General features: G+C 72.5%; 12 protein-coding genes. 2 read left to right on the plus strand and 10 right to left on the minus strand.

Annotated features, from left to right (window positions below; genetic code table 11):
* Positions 1–9: 9 nt before the first annotated feature.
* The 3 genes from ABFX54_RS48135 to ABFX54_RS48145 all read right to left on the minus strand — a co-directional run bounded on the left by ABFX54_RS48135 (position 10) and on the right by ABFX54_RS48145 (position 3,982).
* Positions 10–666 (minus strand): response regulator, encoded by a 657-nt coding sequence (locus ABFX54_RS48135; protein WP_346113839.1) that lies wholly within the window; start codon positions 664–666, stop codon positions 10–12.
* A gap of 80 nt (positions 667–746) precedes the next feature.
* Entirely contained in the window at positions 747–2,519 is a 1,773-nt protein-coding gene (locus tag ABFX54_RS48140; protein ID WP_346113840.1) for a serine/threonine protein kinase, read from the minus strand.
* Complete coding sequence (locus tag ABFX54_RS48145; RefSeq protein ID WP_346113842.1) at positions 2,519–3,982, minus strand: zinc ribbon domain-containing protein; 1,464 nt, start codon at positions 3,980–3,982, stop codon at positions 2,519–2,521. Before ABFX54_RS48145 ends, ABFX54_RS48140 begins: the two co-directional genes overlap by 1 nt.
* 106 nt (positions 3,983–4,088) lie before the next feature.
* Here ABFX54_RS48145 and ABFX54_RS48150 point away from each other — a divergent pair, with 106 nt between their 5' ends.
* Positions 4,089–6,215 carry a hydantoinase/oxoprolinase family protein gene (locus ABFX54_RS48150; protein ID WP_346113843.1) on the plus strand — a complete coding sequence of 709 codons (2,127 nt, stop codon included), beginning with the start codon at positions 4,089–4,091 and terminating at the stop codon, positions 6,213–6,215.
* A complete protein-coding gene (locus ABFX54_RS48155; protein WP_346113844.1) occupies positions 6,212–7,933 on the plus strand; it encodes a hydantoinase B/oxoprolinase family protein in 1,722 nt (573 codons plus the stop codon). Before ABFX54_RS48150 ends, ABFX54_RS48155 begins: the two co-directional genes overlap by 4 nt.
* On the opposite strand, the gene ABFX54_RS48160 is transcribed toward ABFX54_RS48155, so the two are convergent.
* From ABFX54_RS48160 to ABFX54_RS48190, 7 genes are all read right to left on the minus strand, one after another.
* Complete coding sequence (locus ABFX54_RS48160; protein ID WP_346113845.1) at positions 7,869–8,480, minus strand: Uma2 family endonuclease; 612 nt, start codon at positions 8,478–8,480, stop codon at positions 7,869–7,871. The two genes, ABFX54_RS48155 and ABFX54_RS48160, sit on opposite strands and share 65 nt — an antisense overlap.
* A 63-nt stretch (positions 8,481–8,543) precedes the next feature.
* Complete coding sequence (locus ABFX54_RS48165) at positions 8,544–9,185, minus strand: adenosylcobinamide amidohydrolase (protein ID WP_346113846.1); 642 nt, start codon at positions 9,183–9,185, stop codon at positions 8,544–8,546.
* Positions 9,182–9,955, minus strand: a complete 774-nt coding sequence (locus ABFX54_RS48170) for an ABC transporter ATP-binding protein (protein ID WP_346113848.1) — start codon at positions 9,953–9,955, stop codon at positions 9,182–9,184. Before ABFX54_RS48170 ends, ABFX54_RS48165 begins: the two co-directional genes overlap by 4 nt.
* Positions 9,952–10,986, minus strand: coding sequence for a FecCD family ABC transporter permease (locus ABFX54_RS48175; protein WP_346113850.1), 1,035 nt, complete (start codon positions 10,984–10,986; stop codon positions 9,952–9,954). Before ABFX54_RS48175 ends, ABFX54_RS48170 begins: the two co-directional genes overlap by 4 nt.
* A 1-nt stretch (position 10,987) precedes the next feature.
* Positions 10,988–11,962, minus strand: a complete 975-nt coding sequence (locus ABFX54_RS48180) for an ABC transporter substrate-binding protein (protein WP_346113851.1) — start codon at positions 11,960–11,962, stop codon at positions 10,988–10,990.
* 199 nt (positions 11,963–12,161) lie between these two features.
* The gene (locus tag ABFX54_RS48185; RefSeq protein WP_346113852.1) at positions 12,162–13,016 is read right to left on the minus strand and encodes a Gfo/Idh/MocA family protein; all 855 of its coding nucleotides are present in this window, start codon (positions 13,014–13,016) and stop codon (positions 12,162–12,164) included.
* 65 nt (positions 13,017–13,081) lie between these two features.
* A partial coding sequence (locus ABFX54_RS48190) for an SDR family NAD(P)-dependent oxidoreductase (protein WP_346113853.1) occupies positions 13,082–13,808 on the minus strand: 727 nt, incomplete at its 5' end.

A 13,808-nucleotide genomic window follows, 5' to 3' on the forward strand; every position in this document is an offset into this window, starting at 1 on the left:
TGAGACGGCTCAGGCCGCGCCGGGGCTCACGACGCCGGTCTCGTACGCGAAGACGACGGCCTGCGCCCGGTCGCGCAGCGACAGTTTCATCAGCACCCTGGCCACGTGCGTCTTGACCGTGGCCTCGCCCACGTACAGCTCCCTGGCGATCTCCGCGTTGGTGCGGCCGCGCGCCAGCAGCCGCAGCACCTCCAGCTCGCGCGGCGTCAGCTCGGCCAGCGCGGGCGCCGGCCGCGGCTCGGCCCGGCCGGCGAACGAGGCGATCACCCGCCTGGTGACGGCCGGGTCGAGCAGCGCGTCGCCGGCGTGCACCACCTTGATCGCCTCGATGAGCTGCTCCGGCGGCGAGACCTTGAGCAGGAACCCGCTGGTGCCGGCGCGCAGCGCGGCGTGGAGGTTCTCGTCGGTGTCGAACGTGGTCAGCGTGATGACCTTGGGCGGCGAGGGGACGTCGAGCAGTTCCCTGGCCGCCGCCAGCCCGTCGAGCCTGGGCATCGAGATGTCCATGAGGACGATGTCCGGCCGCGTGCGCCGGGCCACGGCGACCGCCTCACGCCCGTCGGCCGCCTCGCCGACGACCTCCATGCCGGGGTCGCTCTCGACGACCATGCGCAGCCCGGCCCTGACCATCGCCTGATCGTCGGCGATGACTATGCGAATGCCCACACGCCGGAGGGTAGACGCCGCGCGCCCGGCTGAACACCGCCGGGAGGCGGCGGCCAAGCCGGGCGCAAGTGAGTTCCAAGTCAGGACACGCGCACGCTCTGCCTGATCCTGGTCTGGGTGGCGTCATCGCAGGTGGACTTGGCGCAGAAGTACATGACGAGCATGGTCTTGGGCTCGCGGTCGATCACGTAGCTGACGAACGCCAGCGTGGTGCCGCTGTCGGGGTCGTGCAGGTTGCCGTCGAAGCGGGTGGCCGGGCTGTCGCCCGCCTGGTCCTGGACGGGTTTGCCGACGTTGACCTGTCCGGGCAGGAGCACCTCCATCTTGGCCTTCATCAGTTCCGAGGTGCCGTTGGCGTCGAGGGTGTCGGAGACCTGGACGTAGACGCCGGAGGCGGCCTCGGGGTCGTCGGCGACGATCTGGGTGATCTTCGACCAGTCGGCGCCCGGGCCGGCCACGAACAACTGCTCGAAGTCGGTGGCGTGCGGGGAGACCACGGCGAAGAGGTCCTGATGGGTGCGGACGGTCCAGTCGCCCGGATACTCGAACGTGAGCGGCGCGGCGGCGCTGGTCTTGTAGCGGGTCCAGGTCTCGCCCTGGTTGCTGAGGATGACGAACGCGACCAGCGCGAGCGCCGCGACGGCGGCCACCAGCGTGGCGGCCACGATCGGCAGCCGTCCCGGCCGCTTGGCCGCCCCCGCTCGCCTTCCTGCCGCACCGAACGGCGCGGCATGCCGGGGCCCCGTGCCTGCGCCCGCAGAGGGGCCTGCGGCAGCGCCCCCAGCTGGGCCCCCAGCTGGGCCCCCAGAAAAGCCCGCAGCAGGGCCCGTAACAGGTCCGGCGGCAGGTCCCGCGGCGAGCCGTGGGACGGGCGCCGCGTGCGGCAGCGAGTGCGGCCCAGAGGACGGGCCAGGGGGCGGCTGCTGCACGGGGTACGGCCCCGAGTGCGGGCTCGCGCCAGGCGGGGGCACCAGGTGCGGCCCCGAGCCAGGCCCGCCGAACGGGTCGTACCTCGGCCCGCTGATCGCGTCGCGCAGCGCGGTCACGAACTCGGTGCAGCTCGCGTAGCGCTGCTCGGGCGACTTGGCCAGCGCCCGCATCATCACGGCGTCGACCTGCGGCGGCAGCTCGGGCCTGATCTGCGACAGCGGTGTGGGCTGCTCGGCCAGGTGGGCCCAGAGCAGCGCGATGTCGTTCTCCCGCTGGAACGGCAGCCGCGCCGACAGCCCCTCGTAGACCACGCAGGCCAGGGCGTACTGGTCGCAGCGGCCGTCGATGTGCTCCTTGTTGATCTGCTCGGGCGACATGTAGCGGGGCGTGCCGATGAACTGGTCGGTCTGCGTCAGACCGGAGATCGACGAGCGGTGCTTGGTGATGCCGAAGTCGGTCAGGTAGACGTGGTCGCCGGCCAGCAGGATGTTGGCCGGTTTGACGTCGCGGTGGATCAGGTCGTGGGCGTGGGCGGCGTCGAGCGCGGCGGCCACCTGGGCGAAGATCTGGTTCGCCTGGCCGATCGGCAGCGGCCCCCGGTCGTAGATGAGCCGGCGCATGTCGAGGCCGTCGACGTAGCGCATGGCGATGTAGAGCACGCCGTCGGCGTCGGCGTTGGCCTCGTAGATCGGGATGATGTTGGGGTGCTCGATGCTGGCGACCGTCCTGGACTCCAGGATGAAGCGCTGCCTGAACCGGTCGTCGACGCTCAGCACCGGGTTGAGGATCTTCAGCGCCACCCGGCGGCTCAACCTCGGGTCGAGTGCCAGGTAGACGACGGCCATGCCGCCCTTGCCGACGATGTCCTCGATGTAGTACCCGGCCACCTCCTGGCCGATGAGCGATCTTTCGTTCAATGGCATCACGTCTCGATGGGGTGGCCGCAGTAGCCGCAGAAGCGGTGCGCCGGTCCGAGCCTCATGCCGCACGAGGTGCAGTACTTGATCGCCGGGTCCGGCGCGGTCATCACCTGCTGCTGCTGCGGGACCACTTGGAACGACTGGGACCGCCGGACGACCACGGTCTGGTTGGCGCCGTCGTCGAGCGGAGGACCGGCCGCCAGCGGCTCTGGCAGTTCTGTCGGTGTTTCAGGAGAGCGGCGACGCCACAGCAGATACGCTCCACCGGCCGCGGCTATGAAAAGTATCGCGGCCGCCAGGATGAAGGGCCACAGCGGCGTGGAGCGCACGGGCTCGCTCGCCGCCGGCTTGGTCCCCTGGTCCTCCGGGCCGCCGCGCTTGGCCAGCGAGGTCTTGAGCAACCCGGCCGCGACCACGTTGCCGGGGTAGAGCTCCAGCACGCGCTGGAAGCCCGGCGCGGCCTCGGTGTAGTACTTGGTGTGGTAGCGGGTCAGCGCCGCCTCGAACGCCGTGTCGATCGCGCCTCTGCGCGGCACCACCTTGGCGGCGGCCAGGATGCCGGTGATCTCCCTGACCCCGATCATCCTGCCTTCCTTGCCGCCGCCGACGAGCATGCCGATGACGTGGCCGTCCTTGTCGCCGATGATGGGCGCGCCGACCAGGCCCTTGTCCGCGAGGCCGCCGAGCTTGACCGGCTCGTCCACCTTCTTCTCCGGGTCGGCGAACGGCCGGCCGCCCGATCCGGCCGCGCCGCCCGCGGCCAGGTGGGCGATCTCTACGGTGTGCGCGACGTTCGGGCCGGGGCGGCCCAGGAAGCCGGCCACGTTCGTGGGCGAGCCCGCCTGCTCGGGCACCTTGGTGGCGAGCGGCGCGGTCGGCATGCCGACGCTGCCCGCGACGGGGGTCAGCGGCACCAGCACGGCCGGGCTGTCGGGGTCGGGGCCGGCCTTGATGCACTTGACCTTGAACCCCTCCGCGCTGGGCGGCGAGACGTTGGGGAAGGCCGTGATCTCGGTGGTGACGTCGATGATGCAGGTGGCGGTGCTGCTCTTGGGCGGGTAACAGTCCTGGAGGTGGCGGTTGAGCTGGTCGTCGGAGAGCTTGTGCTTCTTGCCGTCGTCGGGGATCTTCACTTTGTGGTGCTCGGCGAAGATCTTGTTGGCCGCGCGGACGGCCACGTCGTCCGGGTTCACCGCCAGCCGTCTCAGGGCGACGATCGTGCCGTCGGGGCTGACGACCGTTCCGGTGCCCTGGGCGAACGGGAAGTCATAGGACCGCTCCACGTGCTTGAGCTCGCTGATGTGATCGAGCAGCGTGATCTCCACGTGGGACACGGCTTCGAGTCGTACGACGGCGGGGCTCACCAGGTCGGTGATCCCGCTCGGGTGTTCGTGCGCCGCGACCGGCAGCGCGGTGAGCGCCAGTGCCGCCGCGACGCCGGTGACAAGAGCTGTGAGGCGCGCCATCTCTCCGCTCCAAACGCAGGACCTAGGACCAGCGTCCCAATCACCTGCCGTAAGTCAATAGACCACTACATAGACAAGCGCTTGCTCGGGGACATAACGTACGTGAATGGGTTACACGATCGGCGTGGACGTCGGCGGTACCTTCACCGACGTCGTCGTTCGGGACACGTCCGGCGCGATCTTCGTGGCCAAATGTCTGAGCACCCACTACGACCCCATCGCGGGGATCGTCACCGGCGTTACGCGGGCACTCGGCGGCCGGGACCCGGCGCAGGTCACGCGGGTGGTGCACGCGACGACGCTGGCCACCAACGCGGTGCTCGAACGTACGGGAGTACGTGTCGCCTATGTCACGACTCAGGGCTTTCGGGCGGCCATACCGCTCGGCCGCTACGCCCGGGTCGAGGAGGACCGCTACGACCTGCGCTTCACCCCGCCCCCTCCCCCCGTGGCGCCCGGCGACTGCTTCGAGGTGGTGGAGCGCGTCTCGGCCCGCGGTGAGGTGCTGACCCCGCTCGACCCCGCCTCCGCGCGCCGGGCCGCCGCCGAGATCGCCGCCCGGGGCATCGGCTCGGCCGCGGTGTGCCTGCTGCACTCGTACGCCAACCCGGCCCACGAACGGCAGGTGGCCGCGATCCTGCGTGAGCGGATCCCCGACGTGGTGACCTCCTCGGAGATCTGGCCCGAGATCCGCGAGTACGAGCGCGCCACCACCACGATCATGTCCGCCTACATCGGCCCCCTGATGGCGTCGTACCTCACCCGGCTGCGCGAACGGCTCGCCGAGCTCGGGATCCGCGCGCCCGTGCACGTCATGGAGTCCGGCGGCGGCGTCGTCTCCGCAGAACGGGCCGCCAGGCGGGCCGTCGCCACGATCGAGTCGGGCCCGGCCGCCGGGGTGCTGGCGGCGGCCTCGCTCGCGGCGTCGGCCGGGTTCGCGGACGCGATCTCGTTCGACATGGGCGGCACCACCGCCAAGGCGTGCGTCGTGCGCGGCGGGCGGCCGGAGATCACCCACGAGTTCCACGTCGGCGGCAAGGGCAGCTTCGGCGGGCGCAGGGCGGGCACCGGCGTGCCGGTCAAGACGCCCGCGATCGACCTGGCGGAGGTGGGCGCCGGCGGCGGCAGCGTGGCCTGGCTCGACCCGGCCGGCGCGCTGCGGGTCGGCCCGCGCTCGGCCGGCTCCTCCCCCGGGCCCGCCTGTTACGGCCTGGGCGGCTCCGAGCCGACCGTGACGGACGCGAACCTGGTGCTGGGCTACCTCTCCTCGGCCTCGATCCCGCTGTCGCCCGCGCTGGCGGACAAGGCGCTGGACCGGCTGGCGGGGCCGCTCGGGGTGACGCGCGAGGAGGCCGCGTACGCGGTGCACTCGATCGTCAGCGCCTCCATGGCCTCGGCCGTGCACGTGGTGACCGTGCAGCGGGGCATCGACCCCCGTGGCTTCGCCCTGGTGGCCTTCGGCGGGGCCGGGCCGATGCACGCGGCGCGGGTGGCGGAGCGGTTCGGGATCTCGACCGTGGTCGTGCCGCCGTACTGCGGGGTGGCCTCGGCGGCCGGGCTGCTGGCGGGCGAGCTGTGCGCGGACCGCGTCCTGTCCCGGCTGGACGCCCCCGACCCGGCCGCCCTGCTCTCCGGTCTGGCCGCGGACGCCGCCGCCGACCTCGGGGTCTCGCTCTCCGCGCCGGAGGTCCGGGTGCTGCGGTCGGTGGACGTGCGGTTCAAGGGGCAGTCGCACGATCTGACCGTGGAGTGGACGCCTGATCGGCGGGATCTGGAGTCGCGGTTCTTCCAGCGGTACGCGCGGGTGTACGGGATCGAGCAGCGGGGGGAGATCGAGCTGGTGAGCTATCGGGTCCGCGTGACCACCCCGGCCGGCCCGGCGAATCCCGCATCCGGCCCGCCACAGCCCGCTCCCGCCCCGCCACAGCCGGCTCACAGCCCGCCACCGCCTGGCCCGTCTGACGCGCGGACACCCACCGCAGAGCCGGGCCCATCCGGAGTGCCGCGCTCTGGCCCGGAGCCGCACGCCCCAGCCGCACGCCGGGCGTACTTTCCCGAGTGCGGCGGCTACGCCGACGTTCCCGTGCACACCAGGGACACCCTCGCCGGCGAGCTGCGTGGGCCGGCCGTCGTCGAGGACGCCGAGTCCACGATCGTCGTCCCGCCCGGCTGGAGCGCGGCACTGGCGCCCGGCCTGGCCGTCTACCTCACCAGGAGCGGAGGCGGCCGATGACCGATCCCCTGACCGCGGAGGTGCTGCGCAACGCGCTGGTCGTGGCGGCGGAGGAGGCCAGCATCGTGGTGGTGCGCTCGGCGTACTCGACGTTCATCGTGGAGGGCTCCGACGCCTCGGCCGCCGTGCTGGACGCGCGCGGCCGTCTGATCGCGCAGTCCATGGCCACGACGCTGATGAACAGCATGGCGCTCAGGGCCGCCCTGCCCGAGCTGCTCGCGGACTTCCCGCTCGGCACGATGCGCCCGGGCGAGGCGTACGCGCTCAACGACGCCTACCGCGGCGGCGTCCACACCAACGACCTGCTCGTCTTCCGCCCCGTCTTCGCCGATACCGGCGACGAGCCCGCGTACTTCACCGCCACCATGATCCACGTCTCCGACCTCGGCGGCCTGTCGGCGGGCGGCATGGCCCCCCTGGCCACCGACATCTTCCTGGAGGGCCTGCAGCTGCCGCCGGTGCGCCTGGCCACGGAACGAGGGCTCGAACCGGCCGTCGAGGCGATACTCAAGGCCAACAGCCGCACTCCCGACAAGGTGATGGGCGACGTCAGGGCCCTCGTGGCGGGCGCGGCCGTGGCCGCCGCCCGGATGGAGGCGCTGATCGCCGAGTACGGCGTGCGCGGCCTGGCCGAAGGCGTCGACGACTACCTCGATCACACCGAGGCCAGAACCCGCGCCGCGCTGGCCGAGCTGCCCGAGGGCAGGTTCGCGGCGGCGTACCCGATCGACGACGACGGGATCGACCAGGACCGGGCGCACCACGTCCGGGTGGCCGTCACGCTCGGCGGCCGGTCGGCGGTGCTCGACTTCGCCGGCACGGACCCGCAGGTCCCTGCGGCGATCAACGCCTCGGCGTCGCAGTCGCTGGCCGCCGCCGTCTTCGCGATCCGCTGCTTCCTCGATCCGGCGATCCCCATGAACGAGGGCTGCCTGCGCGCCATCGACGTGCGCCTGCCCGAGGGCTCGCTGCTCAACGCCCGCTCCCCCCACCCGTGCGGCGGCCGGTACGTGCCCATCTACGCCGCCATGGAGGCCGTCTTCCAGGCCCTGTCGGACGCCGTGCCCGAGCGGGCCATCGCGGCCAGCGGGATCCTGCAGCCGTTCTCGATCGCGGCGGTGGGGGCGCCGTACTGGATCCACCTGTCGTACGACTTCGGCGGCGTCGGCGCCCGCGGGGACCTGGACGGGCCGGACGCGACGGGCGTGCACTTCGGCATCGGCCGCAACTCGGTGCCGCAGGTGGAGCCGGTGGAGAGCCGCTGCCCGCTGATCGTGGAGTCGATCGAGACCATCCAGGACTCCGGCGGGCCCGGGCGGCGGCGGGGCGGGCTGGGCTCGCGGACGGTCTACCGCTTCCTGGCGGACTGCCACGTCACGACCCGCGGCGACCGGCTCCGCCTCGCGCCTCCTGGACGGGAGGGCGGGCTGCCGGGGCGGCTGGGCGGCTTCTACCGGCGGCGGCTCGACGGGACGGTGGAGCGGCTGGCGTCGAAGGTGAACAACGTGCGGTTCGGGGCCGGGGAGGCGTTCATCGTGGAGACGACGGGCGGGGGCGGGCTGGGACCGCCGGGGGAACGGGAGCCGGAGGCGCTCCTGGCCGACCTCGACGCCGGCCGCGTCTCAGCGGAGGGCGCGGTCCGCGACTACGGGGTTAGGCTCGCGGACGCATCAGCTCACCTGGATCGAAGGACACCTGGAAGGGCATCGTCATGCTGAGAGTGGTACCTGCCTTGTAGGCGACGGGTCCCGCGTAGGAGTTTCCGTCGAGCTCATAGACGTAGATCGTCGGCCCTTCCATCGGCTCGACCCGCCAATAGAGGGGAATCCTCGCCTCGGCGTATGCCTCTACCTTGACGGCCCGATCAACAGCCTTGCTGCTGGGGCTGACCACCTCGACGGCGAGGAGCAGATCACTGGGCGAGTACATGAGGTCCACGCCGTCGGACACCTCCTCGGGCACGACGATGAGGTCGGGGATGTAGAAGTTCTCGTTGCTGAACCTCACGTTGACTGTGGTCAGGCATTCCAGTGTGGGGGGTGCCACACCCTGGAGGATGTGTACCAGCCTGGTGATCACGCGCTGGTGCTGGGGGGTTGGAGCAGGGCTCACCAGTAGGCTCCCGTTGAAGAGCTCGTAACGGTTCCCGTCATCGGGGAACTTGAGCAGGTCGTCGACAGTGAACGGCGGCGCACCGTAGAGAACCGTGTGCCTCGTCGTCGGCTCTTCAGCGGCCGTGCCGGTCTTCGGTTCGATCGTCGCCATTGCGGTCACCCACTCATTATCGGGAGTCTCGCCCTCGCCCACATGCTACTTCCCCAAGAAGACTCACTTTGAGTGACCGGGCCGCCACGCCTCGGCTCCGCGGCGCACGGCGGTGTGCACGGCCCGCGCCACCCTGGCGCCCCACTCCGAGCGGGGTCCGCCGAAGACCTCCTGCGGGCCGGTCGCCGGGACGGCCACGCAGACCGCGTCGGACGCCGTGCCCGTGCCGGGGAAGCCGGTCTCGATCATGGCCTGGGACTTCGCCTCGGTGACGGTCATCACCGTGTTCACCAGCGCCGCGTCCGTCATGGCCACGGGCAGGACCACGACGACGTTGATCGTGCCGACCCTGATCGGGGCCAGCTCGGGATCGGTGTGCCCCTCGGGGGCGGCGGCCCAGGTGGGGACGCGCAGGCCGACGGTGGCGTACGCCTCGACGCCGCCGTCCGCGGCCCGTACGTACCGGTCCACGGAGGCGGCGGTCATCATCCCGACCCCTTCGCCGTGAACCGGCCCGAGGGAGGCGAGGTGGTCGGCCGGGTCCATCCGCGCGTAGCCGGCCACCACCTGCGCGTTCAGCACCCACTCCCGCGCGCCGATGCCGCCGCCCAGCATCGCCGAGGAGATCATCCGCCAGCCGGGCCCGAACTCCCAGAGCAGCGACCCGAGCCGGGCCCCTTCCTCCGTCCGGTAGGTGACCTTCACGGCGTTCCTCTCACCAGGTGCACGACGGGCCGCCCGTCGGGCCCGGGCTCGATCTTGACACGCGCGCCGAAGTGCCGTCCCACGAGGTCCTCGGTGAGCACCCGGGCGGGCTCGCCCGCGGCGGCGGCGCGGCCCTCGGCGAGCAGCAGGAGGCGGTCGGCGTACAGGCCGGCCACGGTGAGGTCGTGCAGGGTGGTGACGACGGTGAGGCCGTCGGCCCGCCGCAGGCGGTCGATCAGCTCCAGCGCCTGCTGCTGGTGCCCGAGGTCCAGCGCGGTGGTGGGCTCGTCGAGCAGCAGCACGGGGGCCTCCTGGGCGAGCGCCCTGGCGAGCACGACGCGCTGCCGTTCGCCGCCGGACAGCTCTCCCGCGCGGCGCATGGCCAGCTCGGTCAGGTCAAGCCGCTCCAGCACCGACTCCGTCACGGCCCGGTCGTGCCGGCTCTCCCGTCCCAGGTAGGGGATGTACGGGGTGCGTCCCAGCAGCGCGTAGTCGAACACCGTCATGTCGGGCGGCAGGGCGGGCGTCTGCGGCGCGTACGCCACCAGCCTGGCCCGTTCGCGCGGCTTGAGCGCGGCGGCCGGCCGCGAGCCGAGCACGACCTCGCCCCGCCGCGCGACGAGCCCCATGACGGCCTTGAGCAGGGTGGACTTGCCGGCCCCGTTGGGCCCGATGACGGCGCACCACTCGCCGCGGCGCACGTCGAGGTCCACGCCCGACAGCACCTCGCGCCCGCCGAGCCGTACGGACAGTCCGTGAGTGCTGATCATGTGGCCGCCCGCCTGGTCACGCGCAGGACGGCGACGAAGAACGGCGCGCCGACGAACATCGTCACCACGCCGATCGGCAGCTCGGCCGGCGCGATCACGGTGCGGGCGACGAGGTCGCCCAGCACCAGGAACGCCGCCCCGCCGATCATCGACAGCGGCAGCACCACCCGGTACGAGCCGCCGGCCAGCCGCCGCACGACGTGCGGGATGACGATGCCGACGAACCCGATCAATCCGCTCACCGCCACGGCGGCGGCGGTGGCCAGGGAGGCGGCCAGCAGCACGGTGAGGCGTACGCGGGCGGCCCGCACGCCGAGGCTGCCGGCCTCCTCGTCGCCCACGGACAGCACGTCGAGCATGCGCCCGTGCAGCAGGAGCAGCACGGAGGAGACGGCGGCGTACGGCAGGACCAGCCAGAACTGGTCCCACCCGCCGCCGACGTCGCCGAGGATCCAGGAGTAGACCCGCTGCAGCTCCTCGACCTTGAACTGCTGGATGAACGTCTGGATCGCGGTCAGGAAGGACGTGACCGCGACTCCCGCGAGCACGAGGGTGGCCGTGCCGCCGGCCCGCCCTGCGGTGCTGCCCAGCGTGTACGCCAGGAACACGCCCCCCACGGCCCCGATGAAGGCGGCCACGGGGATGCTGCCCGACACGGACGGCAGCAGCACGATGGCCGCGGTCGTCGCCAGCCCGGCGCCTGCGGCGGCGCCGAGCAGGTAGGGGTCGGCCAGCGGGTTGCGGAAGACGCCCTGGTAGCCGGCGCCCGCCATGGCCAGCAGCCCGCCGACCACGGCGGCGACCAGCACCCTTGGCAGGCGCAGCTCGAACAGCAGCCCCTGCTCGACCGGCGCCAGCCCCGAGTCCACGTGGACGAACGGCAGCCAGTCCGCCATCTGCAGCACGACCTGCCAGGGCGAGATGTCGGCCGCCCCGTCGAGCAGGCCGGCGATCATGGAGCCGGCCAGCAGGCCCAGGGCGCACACCACCCACAGGGGTCTGGCCCTGGCCGGGCCCGCCTGCCTCACCACGTCAGTTCGAGCCCGCCTTGGAGGCGGCGGCCACGGACGCGCCGATGGACTCGGCGAGCTGGACCACGCGCGGGCCCCACCGGGAGGCGAGGTCGTCGTCGAGCTGGACGACCCGGTCGTTCTTGATCGCGGACAGGTTCTTCCAGCCCGGCCGGGCGGCCAGCGTCTCCTTGCTCTGCTGGCAGCACTTGACGTCGGCCAGGAAGATCAGGTCGGGGTCGGCCTGGGCCACGAACTCGGCCGACAGCTTGGGGTAGCCGCCGGCCGCGTCGGGCGCCTCGTCGGCGATGTTGGTCAGGCCGAACATGGCGTAGACCTGGCCGATGAAGGTCTTGGACGTGGCGGCGTACGGGGTCTGGTCCAGCTCGTGGTAGTAGCTGAGCTTGCCGTCCTTGGGCGCCTCGGCGGCCAGCTTGTCCAGGGCCGCCCTCATGCCGGAGACGACCTCGCCGGCCTTGGCCCCGTTGCCGGTGGCGGCGCCGATCTCGGTGATCTCCTCGTACGCCTCGTCCAGGTTCGTCGCGGCCGGCTGGTGCAGCACGGGCACGTTGAGCTTGCCCAGCTCGGCGACGACCTTGTCGAGGTCGTCGGAGACGATGACCAGGTCCGGCTTCTGGGCGACGATGGCCTCGACGTTCGGCTTGAAGCCGGACAGCGCGGTCTTGGGGGCCTCCGGCGGGTAGTTCGACCGGTCGTCCACCGCGACGACCTGGGGTCCGGCGCCGATGGCGAAGAGCGTCTCGGTGTGGGTGGCCGACAGCGAGACGATCCGCTTCGGCTTCTCGGCGATGGTGACCTTGCCGTTGGCCGCCTCGACGGTGACGGGGAAACCGGCGTCGGCGGAGGTGGGGGCGGCGCTGGAGGGGGCGGCGGGGGGCGCTGACGAGGAGGCTGAGGTGCCGCCGCTCTGGCCGCAACCGGCCAGGACGAGCGTTCCCAGCAGCGCGCCCGCGAAGGCCGTGCGTACGGGCCTCACGAGTGGTCCTTTCACACTGTTCGGAACCGAGAGACCCGCGATGAGCGACGGATCACCCTTTTCCACGAGGGTTGATGACGTCAGCGCGGAGGCAGGCGACCTGGCTATGACAGTTGCGGGACAGCGCCGGACTCGCACCGGACTTCGCTGCGCTCTGCGCGTCGGACGTACGCTATCAATCCCCCTGGAGCCGCCCGCGTCAAGGGGTGAGTTGGGCCTCCGCCTCGGCGATGATCCGCTGGATGCGCAGCCCGTGGGCGGCGTCGAGGGGGTGTCCGCCCTGGCGTACGGTCCTGGCGAACTCCTCGGCGATCGTCTCCAGGGGATCGTCGTCGAAGTGCGGCAGGACGGCGCTGCCGGTGCGGCCGTAGACGGCGATGGTCTGCGGGGGCGCCTGGCCGGCGGTGGCCATGCACAGCGACACCTCGCTGACGGCCCCGCCCTCGTGTTCGAGCAGCAGGCCGGTCCAGCCGAGCGAGCGGCCGTGCGCGCGCACGCCGGTGACCCGGCCGAGCGCGGCGTCCAGCACGTCGATCACGTGCGGGCCGACGTCGAGCAGCGCGCCGCGCTCCAGCCGCCAGGGGGTGGCGAAGGGGTGGTCGCCGAGGAGGACGCCGGAGATGTTCACGGCGTGGCCGCCGAACGGCTCGATCTCGGCGCAGCGGGCCAGGAAGTCGCGGGTCTGGGCGGCGTAGCGCAGGGTGAGCACCATCTGGGAGGGCACGCCCGTCTCGGCGATGACGTCGGCCAGGCGGCGGGCGTTGTCGAGGGAGTCGGCCAGCGGCTTCTCCAGCAGCAGGGCCTTGCCCGCGCGGGCGGCGAGGGCGGCGTACTCGGCCTGGACCGCGGGCGGGACGCAGAAGGCCACGGCCTCGCAGTGGTCGAACAGCTCCTCGATCCTGGTGAACACGGGCGCGCCGAGCTCGGCGGCGCTCTCGGGGCGTCTGGCCCACACCCCGGCCAGCCGCGTGTGCGGCCCCTTGGCCAGCATCGGGCCGTGTGCCATCCGCGCCCACGGCCCCGCTCCGACCAGCCCGACCGCCACCGGCTCCATACGTCCTCCTAGATCAGCTCAAAGCCACCATAGGGGACGTTCCGGACGGGAGGCGCCGCGCCGGGTCACTGGCGGTCGCGCCACTGCTGGACGGCGTGCTGCGGGCGGTGCGCGAGGGTGCCCGAGTCGAGGACGAGGGTCTGGCCGGTGAGGCAGCGGGACTCGGCGCCGGCCAGGAAGGACACCAGGTCGGCGACGTCCTCGACCGTGCAGGCCCACGGCAGCAGGCGCTCGGCCGCCTTGTCGGCGAGCTGGGCGGGCGTCATCGCGCGCCGTGCGGTGTCGGTGAGGACCAGGGCGGGGGCCACCGCGTTGCAGCGGACGCCGCGCGGGCCGTACATCGTCGCCACGTAGCGGGTGAAGCCGATCAGGGCCGCCTTCGAGGCGCCGTACGCGGCGTGCGCGACGTCCCCCACCAGCGCCGACACCGACGAGGTCAGCACGATGGCGCTGCCTTCGCCCATGGCGGGCACCGTGTGCTTGACCATGAGCATGGCCCCGCGCAGGTTGACCTCCATGGTGCGGTCCCAGACGCCGGTGTCGAGGTCCTCCAGGGCGCCGTCACGGCCGTACACGTCGGGGTCGAGCGCGGCGGCGTTGGCGTGCAGCACGTCCAGCCGCCCGAACGAGGCCACCAGCCTGGCGACGGCCTCCTCCACCTGCTTCTCGTCGGAGACGTCGCAGGTCAGCGCCATCGCGGTGCCGCCGTGGGCGCGGATGGCGGCGGCGCAGGCCCGCGCGGCGTCGGCGCGCAGGTCGAGCACCCCGACGCAGGCCCCCTCGGCGGCCAGG

Origin of the sequence: Nonomuraea maheshkhaliensis (assembly GCF_039529435.1) — a bacterium.
Lineage (GTDB): Bacteria > Actinomycetota > Actinomycetes > Streptosporangiales > Streptosporangiaceae > Nonomuraea > Nonomuraea maheshkhaliensis.

Coding starts and splice junctions, on each gene's coding strand:
- ABFX54_RS48170 (WP_346113848.1), bottom strand. CDS start 9,955: ATGATCAGCACTCACGGACTGTCCGTACGGCTCGGCGGGCGCGAGGTG.
- ABFX54_RS48140 (WP_346113840.1), bottom strand. CDS start 2,519: ATGCCATTGAACGAAAGATCGCTCATCGGCCAGGAGGTGGCCGGGTAC.
- ABFX54_RS48185 (WP_346113852.1), bottom strand. CDS start 13,016: ATGGAGCCGGTGGCGGTCGGGCTGGTCGGAGCGGGGCCGTGGGCGCGG.
- ABFX54_RS48150 (WP_346113843.1), top strand. CDS start 4,089: ATGGGTTACACGATCGGCGTGGACGTCGGCGGTACCTTCACCGACGTC.
- ABFX54_RS48160 (WP_346113845.1), bottom strand. CDS start 8,480: ATGGCGACGATCGAACCGAAGACCGGCACGGCCGCTGAAGAGCCGACG.
- ABFX54_RS48155 (WP_346113844.1), top strand. CDS start 6,212: ATGACCGATCCCCTGACCGCGGAGGTGCTGCGCAACGCGCTGGTCGTG.
- ABFX54_RS48145 (WP_346113842.1), bottom strand. CDS start 3,982: ATGGCGCGCCTCACAGCTCTTGTCACCGGCGTCGCGGCGGCACTGGCG.